We start from the raw sequence: 25,168 nt of genomic DNA, 5'->3' as shown, positions 1-25,168 counted from the left end.
GGGTTACACTTCCTTGTAAATCAGCGGGCTTTGTGAACTCTTGTTGAGTGTTAGTACAGATTATCTGAGGTAAGTTGCCCGTGATTGCAGAAACCAGCGAACAAAAAAGACAGGAAGAAACGGGTGAATATAAGATTAGGGATCGTTGCCATCATGCTAGCGCTGTTGGTGGGCTGCCAAAGCTCAGGGGGCGACACGTGGGTGGATCACGGCAGCTATCAGTTGGAAACGCGGCATCAGGCGCTGGGGGCCGATCAGCGTATCCGTTTTTTGGTGATGCATTATACCGCCGAAAATTTCCATTCATCGCTGAAAACCCTGACCGATGAACACGTCAGCGCTCATTATCTACTGCCGGATAATCCCTCATTACGCGATGGTAAACCCGTTGCCTTTCAACTGGTGCCGGAAGAGATGCGCGCTTGGCATGCCGGGGCCAGCTACTGGCGTGGGCGCAGTAATCTGAACGATACCTCGATCGGAATTGAGATCGTCAACCCTGGCTTCAGCCATATGCTATTAGGCACACATTGGCAGCCCTATACCCGCGAACAAATCGATCTGCTGATTCGCCTCAGCCGCGATATTGTGCAGCGCTATGGCCTGCAGCCGACAGACGTGGTTGGCCACAGCGATATCGCTCCGCAGCGTAAGCAGGATCCTGGGCCGTTATTCCCCTGGCAACAACTGGCGCAGGCGGGCATCGGTGCCTGGCCGGATCGGCCAGTGGTCGAGCGTTATCTGGCGGGGCGTGACAAACAGATGCCAGTGCCGATGGCGACGCTGTTAGAGAAGCTGGCACGCTATGGTTACGGTATCGATCCGCAGTGGGATGCCAAACAGCAGCGGAATGTGCTGGCGGCATTTCAGATGCATTTCCGGCCCAGCGATTATCGCGGTGAGCCGGATGCCGAAAGTGAGGCGATTATTGATGCGTTATTGGCGAAATATGGTGCTGTGCGCCGATCATAAACCGTGCAGTTTACCGTGATCTTTCAGCCAGCGGGCCGTGCGGCTGATGCCTTCCTCCAGCGAAATCAGCGGCTGGTAGCCTAACTCCTGCTGTGCTCGGGTGGTGTCCAGCGTCAGGTCGAAGTTAAGCTTGGCGACTCCGTAGTGGGTCAACACCGGCTCTTTCTCGCTTTTGTTGCTGAGCTTTTCCATGCCGCGCGCGATCATGTCCAGCATGGGATAAGGCACCGAGCGGATGCGGCATTTCATGCCCAATTCGTCGATCAGTTGCTGTACAACTTCGCGCAGTGGGCAGACCTGCTGATTGGTGATGTTGTAGGCACGGCCAGACTGGGTGGTCTCTTTCTGGGTTGCCAGCCACATGGCGTGGACCGCATTTTCCAGATAGGTCATATCCACCAACGCGTTACCCCCGCGCGGCAGCAGCAGGCTGCCATAGTGCTTAATCATCTGCAGCAGGCGTGGCAGCATCACTTTGTCGTGCGGGCCAAACAGCCCCTGTGGGCGCAGAATGGTAAAGTGGGTTTGCGGGTTGGACAACGCCAGTTGCTGGATCACTTGCTCCCCGGATGCCTTGCTGCGGGCGAACTCATTGGCGTAGCGCAGCGGGCGGAAATCCTCGTCCACGTTGCGATGGTGCCGATAGTCGAAGTAAATTGCCGGTGACGAGATATGGATAAACTGCGAAACGCCGTAAGCGGCAGCCCATTCTCCCAAACGGCGGGTAGCACGCACGTTGGCCAGTTCAAAGGCCTTCTCAGTGCCCCAGGGGGAGGTAAAGCTGGAGCAGTGCCATAACACGTCCACATCTGCCAGCATGGCCTTGGCCTGTGAGGAGATCAGATTGGTGAGATCGGCATGAATAAATTCGGCACCCAGCTTTTGCAGCAGGCTGCTCATCGCCTGGTTGCTGCCAGTAGCGCGCACTTTTATGCCTTGGCGGCGCAGATATTCAACGGCGTTACGGCCTAAACCACTGGTGGCACCGGTGACCAATACCTTCATAGCGAACTCGAGTTCTCACCAAAAATCAGAATACGGAGCGGGGAGTTACGACTCCCCAGTACAAGTTGGCCGCCATTCTTTCGTGAATCAGTGAGCTATGCAATCGGAAAGCACCCAACCGCTGCTGTAAACTGTGCGGTTGATCGGTAAATAGACACCATCATCATTTCTCCGGGGGGTGATGATCGTACTCTTCGGCCAATTTGGCGATGCGTTTGGCCATGCCGCGGAAAATAAACAGGTGTGCGGGCATCATCACAAACCAATACAGCAAACCGCTGAAACCGGCGGGGTGCCACCAGGCGCGCACATCAAGCTGACGGCAATCGCTCTTCTCATTGATGCTGAATGTCAGCCGACCGAGACCTGGCGCCTTCATACCGAACATCAGCGCCAACTGACGCAGTGGCTTCATGGTGATCACTTTCCAGCCGTCAACCAGATCGCCAACCTCTAGCGTATCGCGCGCAGGGCGGCCATAAACGATGCCGTTACCCGTCAGGTCATCCATACGTGCGCGAATCTGCCACAAAATGTTGGCGTAGAAGTAGCCTTCTTTGCCGCCCAGTTGCTGCACCACGTGCCATAAAGCGGCGCTGGAGGCCTGCGTATCCAGCGTGCAGCCAGCCTGTTTCGGGTAAAAGCCGTAGCCTGGCCGCCAGCGGGCTCGGGCTTCAGGATCGTAGCCCCAGTCGGCTGAATCGATCACTTCATCCTCGCGGCGCAACGTTTCCTTCACCGCCTCATCAAAGGTTTGCAGCCTCTGTGGGATCAGCGCCTGCAGCGGTTGGCCATCGGCAGGGAGATCGTGGTTCAGCCCTTGTATCAGCGCACTGGCGATTGAAGTGGGAACCGAGGTAATCATGCTGATAAACCACACCGAGATAAAACGTGTGGGTAATGGAACCGGGATCAGCCAGCGTTTTTTACCGCTGATGACGATAAAGCGCTCAAACAGGGTTTGATAGCTGATGTATTCCGGCCCGGCGACATCAAAAATGCGATTCTCCTGCGCCGGGTGCTGCAGCAGTTCAGTGAGGTACACCAGTAAGTTTTCCAGCGCAACCGGCGAGGATTTTGAACGCACCCAGCGCGGAGGTGTGAGGATCGGCAGGTTGTAAACCATATCGCGCATCACTTCGAATGCGGCGGAACCGGGGCCGACGACGATGCTGGCGCGTAATTCGGTCACTGGAATACCGCTCTGGCGCAGAATTTCGCCGGTCAGTTTGCGGGCGATCAGGTGTGGCGAGCTTTTGCTCTCTTTTGGTTGCAACGCGCCGAGGAAAATCACCTGTTTAACTTTTGAACCGCGCAAGGCGTTACGCAGGTTTTCTGCTGCCTGACGCTCTTTTTCGATAAAACCATCACCGTCGCCCATACCATGAATCAGGTAGTAAACGGTATCAATCTGCCATAACGCTGCCTCCAGCGTTTCCGGGCGATAGATATCCACGTAACGGCAGCTCACGCGTGGCCAGTTTTGCTCTTCCAGCCATTGTATGCGGCGCGCGGCGGCGGTGATCTCATGCCCTTGTTCCACCAGCCGGGGGATCAGATGCTGGCCGATATAGCCGCTGGCTCCGAGAACCAGAATACGTTGGGGTATCATTAATACAGCCTTGTATCATTATTTTTGGTGTAGGAGGAGTGACAGGATGCCAAATTTGCTGATTAAATTCACTTTTTGTATGGATATTCCGCGTTGCATTTGAGCGGGCGTCAGTCCACTATACGCAGCGTATCTTGCTCAGCATCCGTGAACTTCGATGAAAATCAATCATTTCTGCTATCTCTTCCTGGCGCTGCTCTCCGCTGGCTGCCTGTACTTTCCAAACCCTCTTTGGCTCTGGCTACTGCTGGTTAACCTGCTGACGCTGTTGATTTATGGTGGGGATAAACTCGCCGCCTGCAAGGGGTGGCAGCGCGTACCAGAAATCACGCTGTTGCTGTTTGGGCTGATCGGCGGCTGGCTGGGAGCTATTTTGGGCCAGCAGCTTTTCCGGCATAAAACGCAAAAACAGCCCTTCAAGACCTATTTTATGCTTAGCGTGGTGGTGAACCTGCTGGCCATACTGGGGGCCGGTTATTGGTTCTATGGCCGGATGGTGGTTTGAGCGCGGGCAGCGCAATCCCCCGAAAAAGCATCAGGGGATTGCGGCTACACGGCATCAGGCATGCTGATGCAGAAATTGTTGCCACAAATCGACCACTTTCTGCAGATCCTGACGGCTGACGTTGAGGTGGGTCAGGATCCGCGTCAGCGGCCCTGAACTGATCAGCACACCGTTTTCGCGCATCCATGGGCCGAGTTTGGCGGCCATCCCCGGAGATTGACGCAGATACAGCACGTTGGTCTGCGCGCCCGGCTCTGCGATGTCTACGCCGATATTACGCAGTTGCTGTTCCAGCCATTTCGCGTTGTCATGATCGTCTTTCAAGCGTTCCACGTTATGCTCAAGCGCATACAGGCCCGCCGCCGCCAGAATACCGGCCTGGCGCATACCGCCACCGGTCATTTTGCGCCAGCGGAGAGCACGCTGGATAAATTCCTCACTGCCGCATAACAGCGAACCTACCGGTGCACCCAGTCCTTTTGACAGGCAAATGGTAAAGGTATCGCAATATTGTGCGATGGCTTTCAACGGAACGTTGAGCGCGACGGCGGCGTTGAAGATGCGCGCGCCGTCGATGTGCAGTGCCAGATGGTGCTCACGGGTGAATTGCCAGGCCTGTTGCAGGTAATCGAGCGGCAACACGCGCCCGCTGATGGTATTTTCCAGGCTTAACAGGCGGGTTTTGGCAAAATGGATATCGTCGGGTTTGATCGCCGCCGCCACTTTGTCCAAGGGTAGGGTGCCGTCGGGATTGGCCTCGATCGGCTGCGGCTGAATGCTGCCCAGCACGGCGGCACCGCCCGCTTCGTACTTGTAGTTGTGCGCCTGCTGGCCAACGATGTATTCCTCACCGCGTTGACAGTGGCTTAACAGTGCTACCAGGTTGGCCTGGGTGCCCGTGGGCAGGAACAGCGCCGCCTCTTTGCCGGAGAGCCTGACGGCTTCTGCCTGCAGTGCGTTCACCGTTGGGTCGTCACCATACACGTCGTCACCGACGTCGGCATGCGCCATGACGCTGCGCATCGCGGCGCAGGGTTGCGTGACGGTATCACTGCGTAAATCTATGAGCATACGAATCCTTATCGCCAATCAGAGAAATGGCATCCATCATAACCGGATTGCGGCGCTGAAAAAGCAGAAAATGCAGTGCGTGCTGGATGTCCGATCAGGCGAGAGTCGCATCACCCTGTAACTGGCAACTGCAGGCTAAGACATAGCCCTGCTCAATTTCTGCCGGGGTTAGCGTCATAGTACTGCTGGTGGTGTAGTGTCCTGCCACAATACGGGTTTTGCAGGAGCCACATACGCCAGCACGACAGGCGGCAAGAACCGGCAGTTTATGGGCTTCCAACGCCGCGAGCAGCGTGCTACCAACCGGGACGCGGAACTCACGCAGCGGTTGGCCGATACGCAACGTCAGTGACTCGTTTGACGCATCGCTCTGTTCTGCTGAGGTATGGAACTGCTCTTTGTGGAAGCGTGAGGCGGGAACGCCAAGCTGCGTACAGAGTTGCTCGATCTGCTGCATATAAAGCTCGGAACCACAGGCCATGACCACACGCTCGGTGATATCGGGAGCGACCTGCTGTAAGAATGGCGCACTGATACGGCCGTTCAGCAAGCCAGATTGTGTACTCTGTTTGGCGATCAGCGTCAGTTGCAGCTGTGGGTGAGCGGTACACAGATCTTGCCATTCGTCGGCAAAAATCACGTCCGCCAGCGTGCGCACGTTATAGATTACGCGGATATCGCATTGCGGGCGGTTAGCTACCAGCCAGCGGCACATCGACATTATCGGCGTAACGCCGCAGCCGGCTGCCAGCATCAGGTAACGATCGCTGGGGTGTTGGACACAGCTGAAATCGCCCTGAGCATCAGACAGCCACAGCACATCGCCGGGTTTGACTTCCTGCGTCAGCCAGTTCGAGCCGCTGCCTTCCGGCAGACGACGTACGCTGAGGCTGATAAAACGGCTTAAACCGGGCGAGGAGGAGAGGGTATAGGCGCGCAGCGTATCTTCACTGTTACGAATGCTGACCAGCGCAAACTGACCGGGTTGATAGAGGTAAACATCAGGATTAATCAGGTTTAGCGTCCAGACATCGGCGGTTTCCTGCTGGATGGAGTGCACCTGCATCGGGTTAGGGCAAAGTGGGCTGGGTGGGGTCATCGTGCACCTCAAAAATAAAAAACGGGGCCGCTATTGCAGCCCCGGAAAACGGTATTAGCCGAGCAGCGTTTGCATGTCCTGCTCTACGGTAGTGATCGGGCGTAGACCGAATTTGTCGTTCAGCACCGCCAGCAGGTTATCGGTCAGGAACGCCGGTGCGCTCGGGCCGGTAACGATATTTTTTACGCCCAGTGACAGCAGCGTCAGCAGGATGACGATCGCTTTCTGCTCGAACCAGGACAGCACCAGGCTCAGTGGCAGATCGTTCACCGTGCAGCCGAGTTTCTCGGAGAGTTTTACCGCCAGCATCACCGCCGAATAGGCATCGTTGCACTGGCCGACATCCAGCAGGCGTGGCAAGCCTTCCAGCGTACCGAAGTCCAGCTTGTTGAAACGGTACTTGCCGCACCCCAGCGTCATGATCAGGCAATCTTGCGGCACGCTGCGGGCGAAATCGGTGAAATAGCTGCGATCGTCACGGCTACCGTCGCAGCCGCCCACCAGAAAGACGTGGCGCAGTTTTTTCTGTGTTACCAGATCGATCACCGTATCGGCCGCGTTCAGCAGCACCTGGCGACCAAAGCCGATGGTGATCAGGTGTTCAAGCTCATTGTACGGGAAGCCGTTGAGCTGCTGGGCCTGGTCGATCACTGCGCTGAAATCGTCCCCTTCCAGGTGTTTGACACCCGGCCAGCCGACCATGCTGCGCGTCCAGATGCGATCGCCATAGTTACCAACGTTCGGATCGATAATACAGTTGGAGGTCATCACGATCGGGCCTGGGAACTTGGCGAATTCGGTCTGCTGGTTCTGCCAACCGCTGCCGTAGTTACCCACCAGATGAGGGAATTTTTTCAGCTCTGGGTAAGCGTGTGCTGGCAGCATTTCGCCGTGGGTATAGACGTTGACGCCGCTACCTTCGGTCTGCTCCAGCAACAGGCGCAGGTCTTGCAGATCGTGGCCGGAAATCAGGATAGCTTTACCCGCCACCGGGCGCACGTTGACTGAGGAAGGCTGTGGATCGCCATACGCCAGGGTTTCGCCGCGATCGAGCAGCGCCATAACGTTGAAGTTCATCTTGCCGATGGCCATGGCGTTATTCAGCAGGGTATCGACATCACGCGGTGCGGTGCCGAGCCAGGCCATAAAGGCATGATAGTCGGCGTAGATCTGGTTATCGAACTGCCCCAGCACGTGGGCGTGTTCCATATAGGCGGCGGCCCCTTTCAGGCCGTATAAGCACAGCATACGCAGGCCGTGAATGTCATCACCTACGTCGGCTTTATCGCTGTTGAGCGCAAACTGTGCCGCCTGCTGTAACAGCGTGGGGATATCATTACCAGCCAGTTGCAAGGCCGCCAGTGGGTGATCGACACGCACGCTGGCATCCAGCAGGCGGCAGCGTGCGGCCAGCGATTCGCGCAGGGCAATGGTCTCACGTGCATAGCTGATAATACGATCGGAATCGAAATTCACGTTGGTCAGCGTTGAGAAGAAGGCGCGTGGGGAGAAGTTGTCGATGTCATGATCAATAATGCCCAATGCACGGGCCTGTAAGGCCCAGGCGGAGAGGCCTTGCAGCGCGGCGACCAGCAGATCTTGCAGGTCGGAGGTTTCTGCCGTTTTGCCACACATCCCTTGAGCATAAGAGCAGCCGTTACCTGCCGGTGTCCGGATAGTTTGTTCACATTGCACACAGAACATAATCGCTTCCTTTTTAAAGTTGCATTTGTAATGCCTGTTTTTGAGCATAGATCGTCAGGGAGGGCTTAAAAAGACTTTTTTATTAAAACTTTACCTAAACTTGATGTAGGACAAATTAGCGCGCGGATGGGAATTATTACGCTTTGCGCTCCGTCATATTTCAAGCTGCAGGTACGTGGGCCTTCCAGCAGCTCGAGTTATTCAGGGTAAAGGCAAGATGAAAAGATCAGGAGAACAGCGCCATCAACACCGGCCCCAGCAGGCTCAGCAAGAAACCGTGTACGATCGCCGGTGGAACCATTTCCAGCCCGCCGCTGCGTTGCAGAACCGGTAAGGTGAAGTCCATTGAGGTCGCGCCGCACAGCCCCAACGCCGAAGAGCGGCTGCGGCGCACCAGCGTCGGGATCAGCATAATAGCCACCAATTCGCGCGCCAGATCGTTGAAGAAGGCCGCGCTGCCTAACACCGGGCCGTAGGCGTCGGTGATCAGGATACCGGAAAGTGAATACCAGCCAAAGCCGGACGCCATCGCCAGCCCGGTTTTCAGCGGTAGCCCCAGCAACTGCGCCGCCAGCGCGCCGCCCGCCAGTGCGCTGACTGCAACCACCAGTGCCACGATCATGCCACGGCGGTTGAGCACGATCTGGCGTAGCGTCATACCGCTGTTACGCAACTGAATACCGACCAATAGCAGCAAGAAGAGCAGGGCGTACTCGCTGCCCTTGCTGGCGAACTGCAGCCACTGCCACTGCGTCAGGCCCAGCACAAATCCCCCCAGCACCACGAAGCACAGCTTCAGCGATTCCAGTGCCATATGCAGGCGCGAAGGCAGTTTTTCCTGCTTGTGGGTATTTTTCCACGGTTTGCGGCGTTCTAACACAAATAACATCAACAGGTTGGCGCAGAAGATGCACAGGAAAAACACCCCGGTGTACTTAAATATCAGCACCAGATTGCTGCTGAGATTCTCCAGAAATGCCAGGCTGATGCCCATAAAGAACAAAATAACGTAGACCATCCAGCTCAGCAGACGGTTGATAGTCTGAATCAGGGGTTTGCTGCGCAAAGGAATAAGGTAACCGGCGATCAGCGGTAAGAGAATAATCAGCAGTCCTGAATACATGATGAAGCGTGTGTCCTTTAATCTGGGAGAGGGCCGGGAACCCGGCAAGCTAAACACGCTAACGAAAATGCGCGCTGGAGTAAAGCAGCAGATTTGATGATGTCTGCTTGACCTCAAAGGGTTTTTTTGACCATTCTCAAGAGGTAGAGTTCGCATATTGGCAGGGCGATTTCCCCCTGGCTATCTGACGTTGCAAGGGGTTAGCGACTCTTCCCCGCATCGGGGTAGAGTGCGCAGGTGAGGTGGATAATGTTCTTAGAGCGTGTTGAAATTGTTGGATTTCGTGGTATCAACCGGCTTTCATTGATGCTGGATGAGAACACCGTATTACTGGGTGAGAATGCCTGGGGTAAGTCCAGCTTGCTGGATGCAATGACCTTTCTTCTAGCGCCAGAGCAAACGCTGTACCGCTTTGAAACGCGGGATTTCCACTTTCCCCCTGGCGATGAGGCTGCCAAAGAACGTCATCTGCAGATTATTTTCACCTTCTGTGAAAAGGATATTGGCCATGCGCACTTGCCACGTTACCGCCATCTTTCGCCGCTTTGGTCGAAGGGCGAGGATAACCTGGGGCGCATTCACTACTGTTGTGAAGGTGAGCTGGAAAATGATGGCACGGTGTGCACCTGGCGGCGTTTTCTTGATGCCGACGGCAATGCGCTGCACCTGCATCATATCGATCAACTGGTACATGCGCTAATCCGCATTCACCCGGTGATGCGGCTGCGTGATGCGCGTTTTATCCGCCGTTTGCGCCCCAGTTCTCTTAACGACCGTCTCCCGGTCGACAACGAAGCATTGGCACAGCAGTTGGATCAATTGACGCGCGAACTGGTCCGTAATCCGCAAAAGTTGACCAATTCCGAGCTGCGCCATGGGCTGGCGGCGATGCAGCAACTGCTGGAGCACTATTTTGCCGAGTTGGGTTCGCAGGTGCCCGGGCCACGCCGCCATCGTCAGGCCGAGGATCGGCAAGCGTGGCGCTCGCTGGACAACATCAACCGCACCATTGCTGAACCCAGCAGCCGCAGCATGCGCCTGATCCTGCTCGGCATGTTTTCCACGCTGCTGCAGGCTAAGGGCAACGTGAAGCTCGATCCCCATGCCCGGCCTTTGCTGCTGGTGGAAGACCCGGAAACGCGCCTGCACCCGATTATGCTGTCGGTTGCCTGGAGCTTGCTCAATCAGATGCCGCTACAGCGGATCACTACCACCAACTCCAGCGAACTGGTTTCCCTGGTGCCGGTGGAGCATATTTGCCGCCTGGTGCGTGAGTCGTCCCGCGTGGCAACCTATCGCCTGGGGCCGAGCGGTTTGAGCCCGGAAGATGGGCGGCGTATCGCGTTTCATATCCGTTTTAATCGGCCTTCTTCGCTATTTGCCCGCTGCTGGCTGTTGGTGGAGGGGGAAACCGAAGTCTGGTTGCTGAACGAACTGGCACGCCAGTGTGGTTACCATTTTGAGGCCGAAGGGGTGCGGGTGATCGAGTTTGCCCAATGTGGCCTGAAGCCGTTGCTGAAGTTCGCCCGCCGGATGGGGATTGAATGGCATACGTTAGTCGATGGCGACGAAGCCGGGAAGAAATATGCCAATACCGTGCGCAACCTGCTGGATAACCATGAGGACAACGAGCGCGATCGCCTGACGGTGTTACCTGCGCTGGACATGGAGCACTTTATGTACAAAGAAGGGTTCAGCGCGGTTTATCACCGGGTGGCGTCGGTGCCGCTCAAGGTACAGATGCCGGTGCGGAAAGTGATCCTCAAGGCAGTGCATCACTCATCGAAACCCGACCTGGCGATTGAGGTGGCGATGCAGGCGGGTACATGGGGAACGGACTCCGTGCCGCCACTGCTGAAGAAAATGTTTTCGCGCGTCGTCTGGCTGGCACGTGGCCGGGCTGATTAGGCCTGATGCTGTGGGAAATGCGCGGCGATGCCCTGTTGCAGCTCATCCAGCAACTGGTAGCGGCGGCGGTATTCTGCGCGTTTCTTACTGGCAATCTCCTCCATGGGTTTACGGGTAACATGCTTGGGCAGCAGAAAATACCCGTCATCGCACGGTTTGCCTCCCATAGAAACCCAGAACTGATCGTAATCGGCATGCAGCAGAGCTCTCTTTTTACGGTGATAGCGCCAGTTTTGATAAATATGGGTGCTGTTACCCACCGCTATCACTTGACCGATCTTCAACTGCTGCGCTAATTGAAGAATGCCCTCCAGAACCAATCGCTTTGGAAACAGGCCGTGGCAGGCTTTGGTGGTGCTTTGGATCTCAGCATGTGGAACCGCGCAATCAGCGCCCTGCAGGCCGCCAATAAACAGCGTTGACTGCTGGCGGTAGTTCATTAAGGTAAAGGTTATCTCCGCTAACATGATACCTTTGGCATTACGCAGAAGCAGGGTAGCTTCTCCTTCCTTGTTCAATTTATCGATAGCGGCCAGTTGCAGGCAAATTTGCTCGCCGTTTTTGCTCTGGGCGGAACTCAAGGTAAAAGGCTGGCGTCCAAGATGACCAAGCCGCATTTTTAGTGGCATACGCTGGATGATCAAATTGTAGTGATCGCGCAACGCAAACAGGCCATCAATGTGTTTCATATTAGCGGCCAGGTAAGGGCGATGCAGCTTGCACGGCAAACTCGGCTGTGCGCTTAAAATCTCATCCAGCAAAGGATTGCTGGCCAGCGTGTTGAGCAGGCCATGGGTAATGCGCCAATTGAGTAGGGAACGGCTGAAGAACTTAAGTCGGAAGGTGGTTTTTCTCCATGCCTGACTGGGTATCTTGTCGCCAATGAGCAGTGCCGTTATCAATTGCCAACCATTGGCAGGTTTGGCAGAGGTTAATGAATCGCTGAGCTGGGACATGATGACGTTCTCGTTGGTATTGAATAGCGTCATTTCAGCAAAATGTAACTAAACAACAGGTCAATAAGGGCCCTTCAACGTCAGGAAGTTGGCAACGCGTTGAGCTTAGGTTTAGTTATTGATAACTAAGAATGATAACTTTATTCGGCGGCGGTATTCGGTGGCCCTCGACTGACAAGAAAACAGATAGGAACAAATATTGATGCGGTTAGCAGGACGTAAAAAACGCTGGTTGATTGGATGCACCATTTTAGTGGCGCTTGCCGCTCTGCTCTATTGGCATTTTAGCCATCCAATACCGGTAGATTTTCAAACAGTCAAGGTAACCAAGCGTGATCTGCAGCAGAACGTACTGGCAACCGGCCAGTTAGACGCGGTGCGCAAGGTTGACGTCGGTGCTCAGGTCAGCGGCCAGTTAGAGAGCCTGAAGGTCGAGATTGGCGACAGGGTGAAAAAGGGCCAGTTGCTGGCCATTATCGATCCGCAACAGGCGCAAAACAGCATTCGTGAAAGCGAAGCTACCCTGCAGCAACTGCAGGCCCAATTGCAGCAAGCGCAGGCAGAACAGCAGTTGGCGTCGGTGACCTTACAGCGCAACCGTGAACTGGCCAAACTGCAGGCGGTATCGCCTCAGGATCTGGACCAATATGCGACCGAACTGGCGGTGAAAAAAGCGCAGGTTGCCACCATCAAAGCGCAGATCGTGAAAAATCAGGCCAGCCTGGATACCGCAAAAATCAACCTGGCCTATACCCGTATTGAAGCACCGATGGACGGCGATGTGGTGCAGATCACTACTCTGCAAGGCCAAACGGTGATCGCCGCGCAGCAGGCACCTAATATTCTGACGCTGGCGGATATGAGCACCATGCTGGTGAAAGCGCAGGTGTCTGAAGCCGATGTGATCAACCTGAAACCGGGGCAGAAAGCCTGGTTTACCGTGCTGGGCGATCCAAAAAAGCGCTTCGATGGCGTGGTGAAAGACATCCAACCGACGCCGGAAAAGGTCAACAATGCCATTTTCTACTACGCGCGTTTTGAAGTGCCGAACCCGGAAGGTTTGTTGCGCCTGCAAATGACGGCTCAGGTGCATATTCAGCTTTCTGGTGTCAACGATGCGCTGGTGATCCCACTGACCGCCTTAGGGGATCAGATCGCCGATAATCGTTATCACGTAGCGCTGCTGAAACAGGGCAAAGAAGAAGCGCGTGAAGTTACCATCGGCATTCGTAATAACATTGATGTGCAGATCCTCAGCGGGTTGGACGCGGGTGACGAAGTGATTATCAGCCGTGGCGGCGTAGGTGCCCACTGATGGCGGCGTTGTTGGAACTGAAGGGGATCCGGCGCAGCTATCTCTCTGGCGATCGGACGGTGGATGTGCTGAAGGACGTCAGCCTGAGCATTGAGGCGGGTGAGATGGTGGCGATTATGGGGGCCTCCGGCTCCGGTAAATCGACGTTGATGAACCTTCTCGGCTGCCTGGATAAACCCAGTGCCGGAACTTATCGGGTGGCTGGGCGGGATGTTGCCACCCTCAACGGTGATGCGCTGGCACAGCTGCGGCGTGAGCATTTTGGTTTTATCTTCCAGCGCTACCATCTGTTACCCCACCTGAGCGCAGCGCATAACGTTGAGGTTCCAGCGATTTATGCCGGCTTAGGCAAGGCGGCGCGGCGGGAAAGGGCGGCGGCGTTGCTGCAGCGTCTGGGGCTGGGCGAACGCATCGCTTATCGGCCAAGCCAACTCTCTGGCGGCCAGCAGCAGCGCGTCAGTATTGCGCGGGCGTTGATGAACGGTGGGCAGGTGATCCTGGCAGACGAACCGACCGGTGCACTCGACAGCCATTCCGGTGAAGAGGTCATGACGATCCTCAAGCAACTGCGTGAGCAGGGGCACACGGTGATTATCGTCACGCACGATCCGGCGGTGGCGCGCCAGGCCGAACGGATTATTGAAATTCGCGATGGGGAAATTATTGCCGATTCCGGCTCGGTGGCACGCAACAATACGCAGTCAAAAACCGTGGAGCTAGCGACTCCGGCCCCTTCCTGGCAGCAGATATCCGGCCGTTTCCGTGAAGCATTGGTGATGGCCTGGCGGGCGATGGTGGCTAACAAAATGCGCACGGCGCTCACCATGCTGGGCATCATCATCGGTATCGCTTCGGTGGTGTCGATCTTGGTGATTGGCGATGCAGCTAAACAAATGGTGCTGGCAGATATCAAATCGATCGGTACCAATACTCTGGATGTCTTTCCGGGGAAAGATTTTGGCGATGATGATCCCGCTTATCGCCAGGCTTTGAAATATGGCGATCTGGAGGCGTTACGCGAGCAGCCCTACGTCAGCGCACTGTCACCCAAGATCGCCAGCAGTATGCGGCTACGTTTTGGCAGTATTGATGTTGCGGCCAATGTCACCGGCGTCAGCGAGCAGTTTTTCCGGGTTTATGGCATGGAGTTCACTCAGGGCGCGGGTATCGATCCTCGGCAGGTGCAATCACAGGCGCAGGTGGTGGTGATTGACGCCAATACCCAGCGCCGTCTGTTCCCGCACCAAAAGGATGTGGTGGGGGAAGTGATTCTGGTCGGTAATATGCCAGCCACGGTGGTGGGCGTGGCTAAAGATAAGCAGTCGATGTTTGGCAGCAGCCAATCGCTGAGCGTGTGGGTGCCCTACACCACGATGGCTAACCGCTTGGTAGGCAAAGACAGCTTTGATTCGATCACCGTGCGTATCCCCGAGGGGTACAACAGCCTGGAGGCGGAACAGCAGTTGACGCGTTTACTGACCTTGCGCCACGGTAAGAAAGATTTCTTCACTTACAATATGGACACCCTGGTACAGACGGCGGAAAAAACCACCCGTACTCTGCAACTATTCCTGACTTTAGTGGCAGTGATCTCGCTGGTGGTTGGCGGCATTGGGGTGATGAATATCATGCTGGTTTCGGTAACGGAAAGGACGCGTGAGATCGGCATTCGTATGGCGGTGGGAGCTCGCTCTGGCGACGTATTGCAACAGTTCCTGATTGAAGCGGTGCTGGTGTGCCTGGTTGGCGGTGCGCTGGGGATTATCCTGTCGTTTGCCATCGGCCTGCTGGTGCAAATGGTGCTGCCGGGTTGGCAGATCACTTTCCCACCCGCAGCGTTGCTGAGTGCGTTTCTGTGCTCGACAGGGATCGGTGTGGTATTCGGCTATTTACCGGCGCGCAGTGCGGCAAGGCTGAATCCGATTGATGCGCTGGCCCGTGAGTAATAAGCCCAATAAAAAATGCCAGTCAAACGTTGGCTGGCATTTTTATGTGGCATCGTAGAAGAGCTTTGAGGGAGCGTCTAGGCCAGTGCCTCGCTTTCCAGCGGCATAATAAGGCTCGCATGGTTCCCTTTCGGCCCTTGATGAACGTCAAACCTGACTTGCTGGCCTGCTTTGAGCGTTCTGTAGCCATCCATTTTGATTGTTGAATAATGAGCGAAGATATCTTCGCCGCCGCCTTCAGGACAGATAAAACCGAAACCTTTGGCGTTGTTGAACCATTTAACAGTACCCGTCTCCATGCTTCTACATCCCTCGCAACGCAATATTTTAGGTGAGATGAATAACTGATTCTGGTGAGTTTGGGGTGGTCAAAAGACCAGCAACTCACGAAATTACACTCTAGAGCAAATGATCATCACGTCAAGGGATCGGCTTTTGACAGTGCCGGGCAGTTCGCCAAAGTTTGAAGCAGTTAACGCTATTGACATTGTTTGGTAACAAATTGTGCAAAAAACCGGGGCCGTTTTACCAACTTTCTGCTGCGGCGCGTTTGCCATGAAGATGGTAAAATAGTAGCAATACTCCCTTTGGATAACCCAAACGTGCCCCGATATATGGGGGTATAGCAGAGAAGATGAACAGCGATGGGTAAGAGTAATGATTGGCTAAATTTTGAACACTTGGCTGAAGAAAAACAAATCGATGCGGTAAAACCGCCATCAATGTATAAAGTTATACTTAACAACGATGATTACACACCGATGGAATTTGTGATTGACGTGCTGCAAAAGTTCTTTTCTTATGATATTGAACGTGCAACACAACTGATGCTTACGGTTCACTATCGAGGTAGGGCGATCTGCGGTGTTTTCACCGCCGAGGTGGCGGAAACCAAGGTCGTCCATGTGAATCGTTACGCCAGGGAGCATGAGCATCCGTTGCTTTGTACGTTGGAGAAAGCCTGAATGGAGTCTGATTCAATAGGCGTTATCGGTACCGCCAGTTTGGGTGTCGACAACGCGTAGCCCAGAACGTATACGCAGTGCGTGAAAAGGCGAACGTAGCCCTAGCGCAAAGTGGCAAGTAAGATAGTCTGGTGAACAGGCTTAAAGGTAATCTATTTGGGAGGTGCCTATGCTCAATCAAGAACTGGAACTCAGTCTCAACATGGCTTTCGCCAGAGCGCGTGAGCACAGACATGAGTTTATGACCGTGGAGCACCTGTTGCTGGCCCTGCTCAGCAACCCTGCCGCGCGCGAAGCGCTTGAGGCATGTACGGTGGATCTGGCGGCGTTGCGTCAGGAACTGGAAGCCTTTATTGAACAAACAACGCCTACGCTGCCTGCCAGCGAAGAAGAGCGCGACACTCAGCCGACGCTCAGCTTCCAGCGCGTGCTGCAACGTGCGGTATTCCACGTGCAGTCTTCTGGCCGTAGCGAAGTCAGCGGTGCCAACGTGCTGGTGGCGATCTTCAGCGAACAGGAGTCGCAGGCGGCTTACCTGCTGCGTAAACACGACGTCAGCCGTTTGGACGTGGTGAACTTCATTTCACATGGTACGCGTAAAGATGAGCCGGGCCAGGCTCCGAATGCGGAGAACCCGGTAAACGAAGAGCAGTCTGGAGGGGAAGACCGTATGGAAAACTTCACCACCAACCTGAACCAACTGGCGCGTGTGGGCGGTATCGATCCGTTGATTGGCCGCGATCGTGAGCTGGAGCGTACTATTCAAGTGCTGTGCCGCCGCCGTAAAAACAACCCGCTGCTGGTGGGGGAATCCGGCGTGGGTAAAACTGCAATTGCCGAAGGGCTGGCCTGGCGTATCGTGCAGGGCGACGTGCCGGAAGTGATGGCTGACTGCACGCTGTACTCGCTAGATATTGGTTCACTGCTGGCAGGTACTAAATACCGTGGCGATTTTGAGAAACGCTTCAAGGCGCTGCTGAAGCAGTTGGAGCAGGATCAGAACAGCATTCTGTTCATTGATGAGATTCACACCATCATCGGTGCCGGTGCGGCTTCCGGTGGGCAGGTGGATGCCGCCAACCTGATTAAACCGCTGCTGTCGAGCGGCAAGATCCGGGTGATCGGTTCTACTACCTATCAGGAGTTCAGCAATATTTTCGAAAAAGACCGCGCTTTGGCACGTCGCTTCCAGAAAATTGATATTACTGAGCCGACGCCGGAAGAGACCATTCAGATCATCAACGGTCTGAAAACCAAATATGAAGCGCACCATGACGTGCGTTATACCGCCAAGGCGATCCGCGCTGCGGTTGAGCTGTCGGTGAAATATATCAACGATCGCCATCTGCCGGATAAGGCCATTGACGTGATTGACGAAGCGGGCGCGCGCAGCCGGTTAATGCCGATCAGCAAGCGCAAGAAAACCGTTAACGTGGCGGATATTGAGTCTGTGGTTGCACGCATTGCGCGTATCCCGGAAAAAACCGTCTCTGCCAGCGATCGTGACGTGCTGAAGAACCTGGGCGATCGCCTGAAAATGCTGGTGTTTGGCCAGGATCCGGCGATTGAAGCCTTGACCGAGGCAATCAAGATGAGCCGTGCGGGGTTAGGCCAGGATCGCAAACCGGTGGGTTCCTTCCTGTTTGCCGGGCCGACCGGCGTCGGGAAAACCGAAGTCACGGTGCAACTGGCGAAAGCGCTGGATATCGAGCTGCTGCGGTTTGATATGTCCGAGTATATGGAGCGCCATACCGTTAGCCGCCTGATTGGCGCACCTCCAGGCTATGTAGGTTACGATCAGGGGGGGCTGCTGACCGATGCGGTGATCAAGCATCCGCATGCGGTGGTATTGCTGGACGAGATCGAGAAGGCGCACCCGGACGTGTTCAACCTGCTGTTGCAGGTCATGGACAACGGTACCCTGACCGATAACAACGGCCGCAAGGCAGATTTCCGTAACGTTATTCTGGTGATGACCACCAACGCCGGGGTGCGTGAAACAGAACGTAAATCGATTGGCCTGATCGAGCAGGACAACAGTATTGACGCGATGGAAGAGATCAAGAAAGTGTTCACGCCAGAATTCCGTAACCGTCTGGATAACATCATCTGGTTCAACCATCTGTCTCCGGCGGTGATCCAGCAGGTTGTCGACAAGTTTATCGTTGAACTGCAGGCACAACTGGATGCCAAGGGCGTGTCGCTGGAAGTGAGCGACGAAGCGCGTGACTGGCTGTCAGTGAAAGGCTATGACCGTGCGATGGGGGCTCGCCCAATGGCGCGCGTGATGCAGGAAAACCTGAAGAAACCGCTGGCCAACGAACTGCTGTTTGGCTCGCTGGTCGACGGTGGTTCGGTGAAGGTCGAGCTGGATAAAGACAAGAAACAGCTGACCTACCACTTCCTCAGCGCTGCAATGCGTAAAGCCGATGAAGGTGCGGTGCATTAAGCGCTAACCTGGTAATGAAAAAGCGATGCTTCGGCATCGCTTTTTTTATGCGTGAATTCACGCGCAACAGAAATGATTGAGCCCTCTCAGTTTACTCGCGCCGGTGCAACTCGGTGTTGAACGTTGTGCGGGGGTAAACGGAAAGGGCTCCTGAGGGATCACATCCTCAATGTTGCCAAAAGTTGGCAACGGGTGAGCCGATTAACGGCTACGGAAGACAATGCGGCCTTTGCTCAGGTCGTACGGGGTCAGCTCTACAGTGACTTTGTCACCCGTCAGGATGCGGATATAGTTTTTACGCATTTTACCGGAGATATGAGCGGTTACCACGTGCCCGTTTTCCAATTCAACGCGGAACATGGTGTTTGGCAGCGTATCAAGAACGGTGCCCTGCATTTCAATATTGTCTTCTTTGGCCATCGAATCCTCTAGGTGTAACTACCTTAGTTTTTAACCGGCAAGATAATGCCGAAAAACCCACATTATGTAAAGAAGTGTCGGTAAACAATGCACCGTTTCCGCAAAATTAGTTTGTTGGGGAGGGCGGTTCAACCGGATGTGGGGGTATCACTTGTGATTGCCAGCATTCCGGCGCTAAAACCCTGCGTTGGAGGTGACTCAGCAACTGCAAAAATTGGCGGCGGGGAATTTCTTTGGCTCCCAGCGAGGCAGTGTGAGCGTTAAGCACCTGACAGTCAACCAATTCCCCGCCATAAGCGGCAAAATGACGGCAAAATGCCATCAAGGCACATTTTGAGGCATTGGTGGTGCGGCTGAACATGGATTCGCCGCAAAACAGCGCTCCCTGGGCGACACCGTACAGGCCGCCAACCAGCTTATCTTCCTGCCATACCTCAACGGAGTGGGCGTGGCCCTGCTGGTGCAACTGTAAATAAGCTTGCTGCACTTCGGGGCCGATCCAGGTTCCTTCGTCTGGGCGGTATGCGCAGGCAGCAATCACCGCAGCAAAATCCTGATTCAGAGTGATCCTGAAAGGATTGGCGCGCAGGAAGCGTTTAAGGCTGCGGCTGACGTGGTGCTCAGCGGGAAACATAACGGCACGCGGATCGGGCGACCACCATAAAATCGCTTCCCCCGGTGAGTACCAAGGGAAAATGCCGCGCTCATAGGCGGCCAGCAGGCGTGAAGGCGTGAGATCGCCACCGATTGCCAACAGGCCGTTAGGATCGCGCAGAGCGCCCTCTGGTGAGGGGAACGCTAATGATTGCGGTGACAGCTTAACAATGCGCATAGAACTCCTCAGCGTTGCCTACAGGCCGTTTTACAGCGAGATATTGTTGATCCGCTGGCGGAATTGGGCATAACGACCTGATTGTTGCATCAGGACAGCATGATGGCCCTGTTCCACGATCTGGCCGCCGTCCATCACACAGATGCGATCGAAATGTTCCAACCCATACAGGCGATGGGTCACCAGAATCAGCGTTTTGCCGCGGCAATGCTGGCGTAGCAGAGCCAGAATCTGCTGCTCGGTTTCGGCATCCAACCCTTCGGTCGGTTCATCAAGCAGCAGCAGCGGAGCCTGGTGCAACAACGCGCGGGCAATCCCTAGACGGCGCTGTTCACCGCCGGAAAGCTGGCGGCCACCTTCGCCTAGCCAGGCATTCAAGCCTTCGTTTTCCAGCAGTTTGTCCAATCCAACCTGTTGCAGCACGTTTTTCAGTATTTCGTCGCTTGCCTGCGGCGCAGCGAGGCGCAGGTTTTCACGCAGCGTATTGCTGAAGATATGCACCCGCTGGCTAACGACGGCAGTCATGGCGCGCAGCGTCGCTTCATCATAGGCGTTCAGCGGTTGCCCATTGAGCTGAATCTCGCCGCTGTTGGCATTCCAGGCGCGCGTCAGCAACTGTAGCAGGGTGGATTTACCACAGCCGGTTCGCCCCAGCAGCGCGATGTGTTCACCGGCGGCAATAGTCAATGTCACGTCATGAAGCACCGGGAGCGGCTGCCCTGGATAAGTGAAAGAGAGATCGTGCAGGTTCAGCGTTACGTCGGGCTGTGCTGCTGGCCCCGTGTCAGGGAAAATAGCCTCCGGTTGCTGATCGATAATCTGCTTGACTCGCGTGGCGGAAGCGATCACCTGGCCCAGATGCTGGAAAGCGGCAGCAACTGGCATCATAGCTTCAAAAGAGGCCAGTGCGGCAAAGGCAAACAGGGCAATCAGCGCCCCCGGTTGGCTATCACCACCGATACCGGCTGCCGCCAGCCAAAGCAGCAGCGTGACGGTAAAACCACTGGCAAGAATCGTGAGTGCTTGGGCGATGCCGCCCAGCGAAGCCTGTTGCCACTGACGCTGTTGCCAGCGCTGTTCCGTGGCATTTAATCTGGTGCGAAAAGCGTCCAACGCACCAAAAATCACCAGTTCAGCCTGCCCTTGCAGCCAAGAGGCCAGATCGGTGCGGTACTGGCTGCGCAATGCGGTTAATTCACCGCCTATCGGCTTGCCTGCGTAATAGAACACCGGGGGTAGCAACAGCAGCAACAGCAGCAGAATGCCACCCAAGGTGAAAGCCAACGGGCCATCCAGCCAACTCAGGCCAAAAGTCACCACCATAATCACCACCGCCGCGCTGACTAGGGGTGAAATCACGCGCAGATACAGGTGATCGAGCGTATCGACATCGGCCACCAGCCGGTTCAGCAGTTCAGCCTGGCGAAAACGGGCAATACCACCGGGCGACAGTGGCAAGATCTTCTTGAAGGTAAATACCCGCAAGTGTGATAGCACGCGGAACGTCGCATCATGGCTGACAACGCGTTCCGCATAGCGCCCCGCCGTGCGGAAGATCGCCGCTCCGCGCACGCCCGCCGCGGGTAACATGTAGTTGAAAGTATATAGACCGGCCAACCCGGCCAGCGAAGAGGCGGCCAGGAACCAGCCGGAAAGCGCCAGCAGGCCGATACTGGCCAGCAAAGTGACGATCGCCAGGATAATCCCCAGGCCAATCAGGACGCTGTGCCTGCGGTACAACGCCAGGAATGGCAATAAAACGCCCATAGTTATAGCTCCCCGCTGCGGTGTGCGATCAGATTAGCGAATAGGCCGGGTTGCGAACTGAGCGTGGCATAGTTGCCGCACTGTACGATTTGCCCGTTGTCCATCACCCAAATCTGGTCGTAATCTTCGGTATCTTCCAACTGGTGCGTCACCAGTAAGGTGGTCTGCTGATGTGAAGCACGATTCAATGCCTGCATGACCCAGCGTTCACTGTGGGCATCCAGACTGGCGGCAGGCTCGTCCAGCAGCAGCAGGCGACGCGGGCTGATCAGCGCACGTGCTACGGCCACGCGCTGCGCTTGCCCGACGGAGAGGCGCGCGGCGCTATCGCCCAGCTCGGTTTCCAGCCCGTTTGGCAGATGCGGCAAAAATTCGCTGACATAGGCCTGTTCAACCGCTTGCCGTAGCTGCTCTTCGCTGGCTTCGGGGTAGCCAAGCAGAATATTATCCCGTAGCGTGGGGGCTGGCAGATGTGGGTTTTGCCCCACCCAGCCGAGCTGTTGGCGCCAGTTTGCCGCTGCCAGCTCACGCAGTTCTGTTCCGTTAACCAGCAAGGAGCCACGGTAGGGCAGGAAGCCGAGCAGCAGATTCAGCAGCGAGCTTTTCCCGGCACCGCTCAGCCCAACCAGCGCAATACGCTGATTGGCGGGCAGGGTAAACGTCAGCGGCCCGGCCAGCAATGCGCCATTGGGGGAGAGAATCTCCAGATCCCGCGCGTGTAACGTCAGTGGGACCTCGTTATCCAGTACCTGAGTGCCATTTCCCATCTGTTCACCTTCCTCTGCCAGAAAGGCTTCTAACGCTTCAGCAGCGCCCACGGCCTGTGCCTTGGCATGGTAGAACGCCCCCAAATCGCGCAGCGGCTGGAAGAATTCCGGCGCGAGGATCAGCACCAGGAAACCGGCAAACAGCGTCACTCCGGTGCCATAGCTGCCGAAATTCAGTTCGCCGAGATAGGAGAAACCAAAATAGACCGCCACTACGGCGATGGAGATGGAAGCAAAAAACTCCAGTACTGCAGAAGAGAGGAAGGCCATACGCAGCACTTCCATGGTGCGTTGGCGGAAATCTTCCGAGGATTTGGCAATCTGTTCCGTTTCCGCCCGCCCACGGTTAAACAGCCGCAGTGTATCCAACCCACGCAGGCGATCGAGGAAATTGCCGCTCAGGCGTGCCAATGCGACAAAATTACGGCGGTTGGCATCTGCCGCTCCCATGCCGACCAGCGCCATAAACAGCGGGATCAGCGGAGCGGTGGCCAGCAGGATCAACCCGGCAGCCCAGTTGATCGGGAAGACGGTGATCAGGATCAGCAACGGGATAAAGACGGCCAGATACATCTGCGGCAGATAGCGGGCATAGTAATCCTGCATATCTTCAATCTGTTCAACGATGATACTGGCCCAGCTACCGGCGGGTTTCCCCTGGATCCAGGCCGGGCCGAGCCGCTGCAGCTTATCCAGCACCTGCACCCGCATGCGCTGGCGGATCACCTGCCCGCAGATAAACCCGACGCGCTCGCGCAACCAGCTGAGCAACGCCCGCAGCGCAAAGGTGGCAAGCAGCCAGATAAACGAGGAAACAAGTTCAGCACGCGGTTGATGTTCGATAATCAGAGCATGAAGCAGGGAGGCCAACAGCCAGGCTTGGGCGACAATCAATATGCCGCTGAACAGGCCAAGCAGCATAGAAAGACGCAGCCAGCGTTGCGCCAGTGCGCTCTGGGTTTTGAGCCAACGGGTTAATTGGTATTGTCTGGTTTTTTTCATCAGGTAGTCTGCGTCGCCGATGCCTGTCGCAACAGGTCAGGTTAACTTATTGTTAAAAAAGTGTTTGCCTCGACCTGAAGCGAAACAAGTGAGTGCTAATGTTACCTCGTCACTCGATAGACTGAAAATAAATCTCCCTTTCGTCGTGCCAGCTGCGGCAGATTTTTGGTTATGCTTAGGGGGATGAGAGATGTGCTGCAGATAAATAAGGCGGCCAATAAGCCGCCTTGATTGAACGAAAATGAGGATTTACGACGCGTTAGACTGGGCGATTCCATCAAGATAGCGTTCGGCATCCAGGGCGGCCATACAGCCGGTACCGGCGGACGTAATCGCCTGGCGGTAGATGTGATCCATGACATCGCCAGCGGCAAACACGCCAGGAATGCTGGTCTGGGTGGCGTTGCCGTGAATGCCAGACTGCACCTTGATGTAGCCATTTTCCAGCTCAAGCTGACCACCGAAGATGGTGGTGTTCGGGCTGTGGCCGATCGCGATAAACACGCCAGCAACGGCCAACTCTTCAACCGCGTTGCTCTCTTTGGTGCTGCGGATACGCACCCCGGTGACACCCATTTGATCGCCGAGCACTTCGTCCAGAGTGCGGTCGGTGTGCAGAACGATGTTGCCGTTCTTCACTTTATCCATCAAACGGTTAATCAGGATTTTTTCTGAACGGAAGCTGTCACGGCGATGAATCAGGTGCACTTCAGACGCGATGTTGGAGAGATACAGCGCTTCTTCCACCGCGGTGTTGCCCCCACCGACGACGGCGACTTTCTGATTACGGTAGAAGAAACCATCACAGGTCGCACAGGCGGACACCCCTTTACCCTTGAAGGCTTCTTCCGTTGGCAAACCGAGATAGCGGGCAGAGGCACCGGTTGCGATGATCAGGGCGTCACAGGTGTATTCGCCGCTGTCGCCAGACAGGCGGAAAGGGCGGTTCTGTAAATCGACGCTGTTGATATGATCAAAGACGATTTCAGTCTCGAATTTCTCAGCATGCTCGCGCATACGATCCATCAACGCCGGGCCAGTCAGCCCCTCGGCATCCCCAGGCCAGTTTTCAACGTCGGTCGTGGTGGTCAACTGACCCCCTTGTTCCATGCCGGTGATCAGCACCGGATTCAGGTTTGCGCGCGCTGCATAAACAGCTGCGGTGTAACCAGCCGGGCCGGAACCCAGAATCAGTAATTTGCTATGTTTAGCCGTACCCATGAATGACCTCTTTTTCCACTATGGCGGACAGTGGTAGCGATTGTAGGGAAAATGAAGCAGTAAAAAAAGCATCTGGCAACGTTGTTAACAATTTGTCTGATAGCCAATCCTGATTAATGGCCATACCTCCACACCTTCAAGCAACAAACACTACAATTTCATCAATCAACACGTATGGGGAAATTGCGCAGAAATGCACGAAAAGTGGCATTTTTGTTGGGTTTATGCAGCTAATTTCTAGGGTTTTTCACACGGATATTCCTAAATGAAAATGAGGTGCTCGGTTTTCTCCACGGTACGTTCTTCTGATTTTACTTCTTTTACTTTGACAATCCGCTGCGCATTTGCGAAAACATCATAGGAAGAAGAAATTATCCCCGCACCGGTAGTAAATCGTATGTATTTATGCCGAACAAGCAGCGTATCACATCATTGCTGCAGGTGAGGGCGGCTTTGGCTCTATGGTGGTGAATTCTCTTCTGTTGTGAGCACCATTTGCATTCGTTGTATAGGGTTGACAGACAGGCTG

The 25,168-nt window shown here is 55.3% G+C and carries 20 protein-coding genes; 7 read left to right on the top strand and 13 right to left on the bottom strand.

What is annotated here, in order from left to right:
- The first annotated feature begins 123 nt into the window (after positions 1-123).
- Positions 124-972, top strand: coding sequence for an N-acetylmuramoyl-L-alanine amidase (locus tag BMI79_RS11575; RefSeq protein ID WP_076942288.1), 849 nt, complete (start codon positions 124-126; stop codon positions 970-972).
- On the opposite strand, the gene BMI79_RS11570 is transcribed toward BMI79_RS11575, so the two are convergent.
- Positions 967-1,977: an NAD-dependent epimerase/dehydratase family protein gene (locus tag BMI79_RS11570; protein ID WP_076942287.1), complete on the bottom strand. Its 1,011-nt coding sequence runs from the start codon at positions 1,975-1,977 to the stop codon at positions 967-969. The two genes, BMI79_RS11575 and BMI79_RS11570, sit on opposite strands and share 6 nt — an antisense overlap.
- Before the next feature lie 163 nt (positions 1,978-2,140).
- Positions 2,141-3,589 (bottom strand): DUF2867 domain-containing protein, encoded by a 1,449-nt coding sequence (locus tag BMI79_RS11565; protein WP_076942286.1) that lies wholly within the window; start codon positions 3,587-3,589, stop codon positions 2,141-2,143.
- Positions 3,590-3,746: 157 nt separating this feature from the next.
- Between BMI79_RS11565 and BMI79_RS11560 the strand changes: the two genes are divergently transcribed.
- Positions 3,747-4,094 carry a DUF1294 domain-containing protein gene (locus BMI79_RS11560; RefSeq protein ID WP_076942285.1) on the top strand — a complete coding sequence of 116 codons (348 nt, stop codon included), beginning with the start codon at positions 3,747-3,749 and terminating at the stop codon, positions 4,092-4,094.
- A gap of 54 nt (positions 4,095-4,148) precedes the next feature.
- Here the strand turns inward: BMI79_RS11560 and ltaE are convergent, their stop codons facing one another.
- The 4 genes from ltaE to BMI79_RS11540 form a co-directional block, all read right to left on the bottom strand.
- Positions 4,149-5,165: a low-specificity L-threonine aldolase gene (gene ltaE, locus BMI79_RS11555; RefSeq protein WP_076942284.1), complete on the bottom strand. Its 1,017-nt coding sequence runs from the start codon at positions 5,163-5,165 to the stop codon at positions 4,149-4,151.
- Between the two features lie 94 nt (positions 5,166-5,259).
- Positions 5,260-6,264: an NADH oxidoreductase gene (gene hcr, locus BMI79_RS11550; RefSeq protein WP_076942283.1), complete on the bottom strand. Its 1,005-nt coding sequence runs from the start codon at positions 6,262-6,264 to the stop codon at positions 5,260-5,262.
- 54 nt (positions 6,265-6,318) lie between these two features.
- On the bottom strand, positions 6,319-7,968 hold the full coding sequence (gene hcp, locus BMI79_RS11545) for a hydroxylamine reductase (protein WP_076942282.1): 1,650 nt from the start codon (positions 7,966-7,968) through the stop codon (positions 6,319-6,321).
- A 226-nt stretch (positions 7,969-8,194) separates the two neighbouring features.
- Positions 8,195-9,091: a LysO family transporter gene (locus BMI79_RS11540; RefSeq protein ID WP_076942281.1), complete on the bottom strand. Its 897-nt coding sequence runs from the start codon at positions 9,089-9,091 to the stop codon at positions 8,195-8,197.
- 249 nt (positions 9,092-9,340) lie between these two features.
- Between BMI79_RS11540 and BMI79_RS11535 the strand changes: the two genes are divergently transcribed.
- Positions 9,341-10,999: an ATP-dependent endonuclease gene (locus BMI79_RS11535; protein ID WP_076942280.1), complete on the top strand. Its 1,659-nt coding sequence runs from the start codon at positions 9,341-9,343 to the stop codon at positions 10,997-10,999.
- Here the strand turns inward: BMI79_RS11535 and BMI79_RS11530 are convergent.
- Positions 10,996-11,955, bottom strand: coding sequence for a VirK/YbjX family protein (locus BMI79_RS11530; RefSeq protein ID WP_076942374.1), 960 nt, complete (start codon positions 11,953-11,955; stop codon positions 10,996-10,998). The two genes, BMI79_RS11535 and BMI79_RS11530, sit on opposite strands and share 4 nt — an antisense overlap.
- A 202-nt stretch (positions 11,956-12,157) precedes the next feature.
- Here BMI79_RS11530 and macA point away from each other — a divergent pair, with 202 nt between their 5' ends.
- Both macA and macB read left to right on the top strand, forming a co-directional pair.
- Positions 12,158-13,270 (top strand): macrolide transporter subunit MacA, encoded by a 1,113-nt coding sequence (macA, locus tag BMI79_RS11525; protein WP_076942279.1) that lies wholly within the window; start codon positions 12,158-12,160, stop codon positions 13,268-13,270.
- Complete coding sequence (gene macB / locus BMI79_RS11520) at positions 13,270-15,216, top strand: macrolide ABC transporter ATP-binding protein/permease MacB (protein ID WP_076942278.1); 1,947 nt, start codon at positions 13,270-13,272, stop codon at positions 15,214-15,216. The genes macA and macB overlap by 1 nt, the downstream gene beginning before the upstream one ends.
- Positions 15,217-15,293: 77 nt before the next feature.
- Here macB and cspD read toward each other — a convergent pair whose 3' ends face one another.
- Positions 15,294-15,515, bottom strand: a complete 222-nt coding sequence (cspD, locus tag BMI79_RS11515; RefSeq protein WP_037393863.1) for a cold shock-like protein CspD — start codon at positions 15,513-15,515, stop codon at positions 15,294-15,296.
- A 345-nt stretch (positions 15,516-15,860) separates the two neighbouring features.
- On the opposite strand from cspD, the gene clpS reads away from it, so the two are divergent.
- The gene (gene clpS, locus BMI79_RS11510; protein WP_076942277.1) at positions 15,861-16,181 is read left to right on the top strand and encodes an ATP-dependent Clp protease adapter ClpS; all 321 of its coding nucleotides are present in this window, start codon (positions 15,861-15,863) and stop codon (positions 16,179-16,181) included.
- A gap of 169 nt (positions 16,182-16,350) precedes the next feature.
- Positions 16,351-18,630, top strand: coding sequence for an ATP-dependent Clp protease ATP-binding subunit ClpA (gene clpA / locus BMI79_RS11505; RefSeq protein WP_076942276.1), 2,280 nt, complete (start codon positions 16,351-16,353; stop codon positions 18,628-18,630).
- Between the two features lie 201 nt (positions 18,631-18,831).
- Here clpA and infA read toward each other — a convergent pair whose 3' ends face one another.
- From infA to trxB, 5 genes are all read right to left on the bottom strand, one after another.
- Positions 18,832-19,050, bottom strand: coding sequence for a translation initiation factor IF-1 (gene infA, locus BMI79_RS11500; protein WP_002211347.1), 219 nt, complete (start codon positions 19,048-19,050; stop codon positions 18,832-18,834).
- Positions 19,051-19,156: 106 nt separating this feature from the next.
- Positions 19,157-19,882, bottom strand: coding sequence for a leucyl/phenylalanyl-tRNA--protein transferase (gene aat / locus BMI79_RS11495; RefSeq protein WP_076942275.1), 726 nt, complete (start codon positions 19,880-19,882; stop codon positions 19,157-19,159).
- A 30-nt stretch (positions 19,883-19,912) separates the two neighbouring features.
- Positions 19,913-21,649, bottom strand: a complete 1,737-nt coding sequence (cydC, locus tag BMI79_RS11490) for a heme ABC transporter ATP-binding protein/permease CydC (RefSeq protein ID WP_076942274.1) — start codon at positions 21,647-21,649, stop codon at positions 19,913-19,915.
- Between the two features lie 2 nt (positions 21,650-21,651).
- Positions 21,652-23,418, bottom strand: coding sequence for a heme ABC transporter permease/ATP-binding protein CydD (gene cydD / locus BMI79_RS11485; protein WP_076942273.1), 1,767 nt, complete (start codon positions 23,416-23,418; stop codon positions 21,652-21,654).
- Between the two features lie 249 nt (positions 23,419-23,667).
- Complete coding sequence (gene trxB, locus BMI79_RS11480; RefSeq protein ID WP_076942272.1) at positions 23,668-24,639, bottom strand: thioredoxin-disulfide reductase; 972 nt, start codon at positions 24,637-24,639, stop codon at positions 23,668-23,670.
- Between the last annotated feature and the right edge of the window lie 529 nt (positions 24,640-25,168).

Origin of the sequence: Serratia oryzae (genome assembly GCF_001976145.1) — a bacterium.
Lineage (GTDB): Bacteria > Pseudomonadota > Gammaproteobacteria > Enterobacterales > Enterobacteriaceae > Chania > Chania oryzae.
Note: the sequence above shows the minus strand (reverse complement) of the source record. Positions and strands in the feature narration are given on the sequence as shown.

Bases quoted from the DNA above. Each gene is read 5' to 3' on its own strand.
- BMI79_RS11560 (WP_076942285.1), top strand. From the start codon at position 3,747: ATGAAAATCAATCATTTCTGCTATCTCTTCCTGGCGCTGCTCTCCGCT.
- macA (WP_076942279.1), top strand. From the start codon at position 12,158: ATGCGGTTAGCAGGACGTAAAAAACGCTGGTTGATTGGATGCACCATT.
- BMI79_RS11535 (WP_076942280.1), top strand. From the start codon at position 9,341: ATGTTCTTAGAGCGTGTTGAAATTGTTGGATTTCGTGGTATCAACCGG.
- trxB (WP_076942272.1), bottom strand. From the start codon at position 24,639: ATGGGTACGGCTAAACATAGCAAATTACTGATTCTGGGTTCCGGCCCG.
- BMI79_RS11540 (WP_076942281.1), bottom strand. From the start codon at position 9,091: ATGTATTCAGGACTGCTGATTATTCTCTTACCGCTGATCGCCGGTTAC.
- cspD (WP_037393863.1), bottom strand. From the start codon at position 15,515: ATGGAGACGGGTACTGTTAAATGGTTCAACAACGCCAAAGGTTTCGGT.
- BMI79_RS11530 (WP_076942374.1), bottom strand. From the start codon at position 11,955: ATGTCCCAGCTCAGCGATTCATTAACCTCTGCCAAACCTGCCAATGGT.
- cydC (WP_076942274.1), bottom strand. From the start codon at position 21,649: ATGGGCGTTTTATTGCCATTCCTGGCGTTGTACCGCAGGCACAGCGTC.
- infA (WP_002211347.1), bottom strand. From the start codon at position 19,050: ATGGCCAAAGAAGACAATATTGAAATGCAGGGCACCGTTCTTGATACG.
- ltaE (WP_076942284.1), bottom strand. From the start codon at position 5,165: ATGCTCATAGATTTACGCAGTGATACCGTCACGCAACCCTGCGCCGCG.
- aat (WP_076942275.1), bottom strand. From the start codon at position 19,882: ATGCGCATTGTTAAGCTGTCACCGCAATCATTAGCGTTCCCCTCACCA.
- cydD (WP_076942273.1), bottom strand. From the start codon at position 23,418: ATGAAAAAAACCAGACAATACCAATTAACCCGTTGGCTCAAAACCCAG.
- clpA (WP_076942276.1), top strand. From the start codon at position 16,351: ATGCTCAATCAAGAACTGGAACTCAGTCTCAACATGGCTTTCGCCAGA.
- clpS (WP_076942277.1), top strand. From the start codon at position 15,861: ATGGGTAAGAGTAATGATTGGCTAAATTTTGAACACTTGGCTGAAGAA.
- macB (WP_076942278.1), top strand. From the start codon at position 13,270: ATGGCGGCGTTGTTGGAACTGAAGGGGATCCGGCGCAGCTATCTCTCT.
- BMI79_RS11570 (WP_076942287.1), bottom strand. From the start codon at position 1,977: ATGAAGGTATTGGTCACCGGTGCCACCAGTGGTTTAGGCCGTAACGCC.
- hcr (WP_076942283.1), bottom strand. From the start codon at position 6,264: ATGACCCCACCCAGCCCACTTTGCCCTAACCCGATGCAGGTGCACTCC.
- hcp (WP_076942282.1), bottom strand. From the start codon at position 7,968: ATGTTCTGTGTGCAATGTGAACAAACTATCCGGACACCGGCAGGTAAC.
- BMI79_RS11565 (WP_076942286.1), bottom strand. From the start codon at position 3,589: ATGATACCCCAACGTATTCTGGTTCTCGGAGCCAGCGGCTATATCGGC.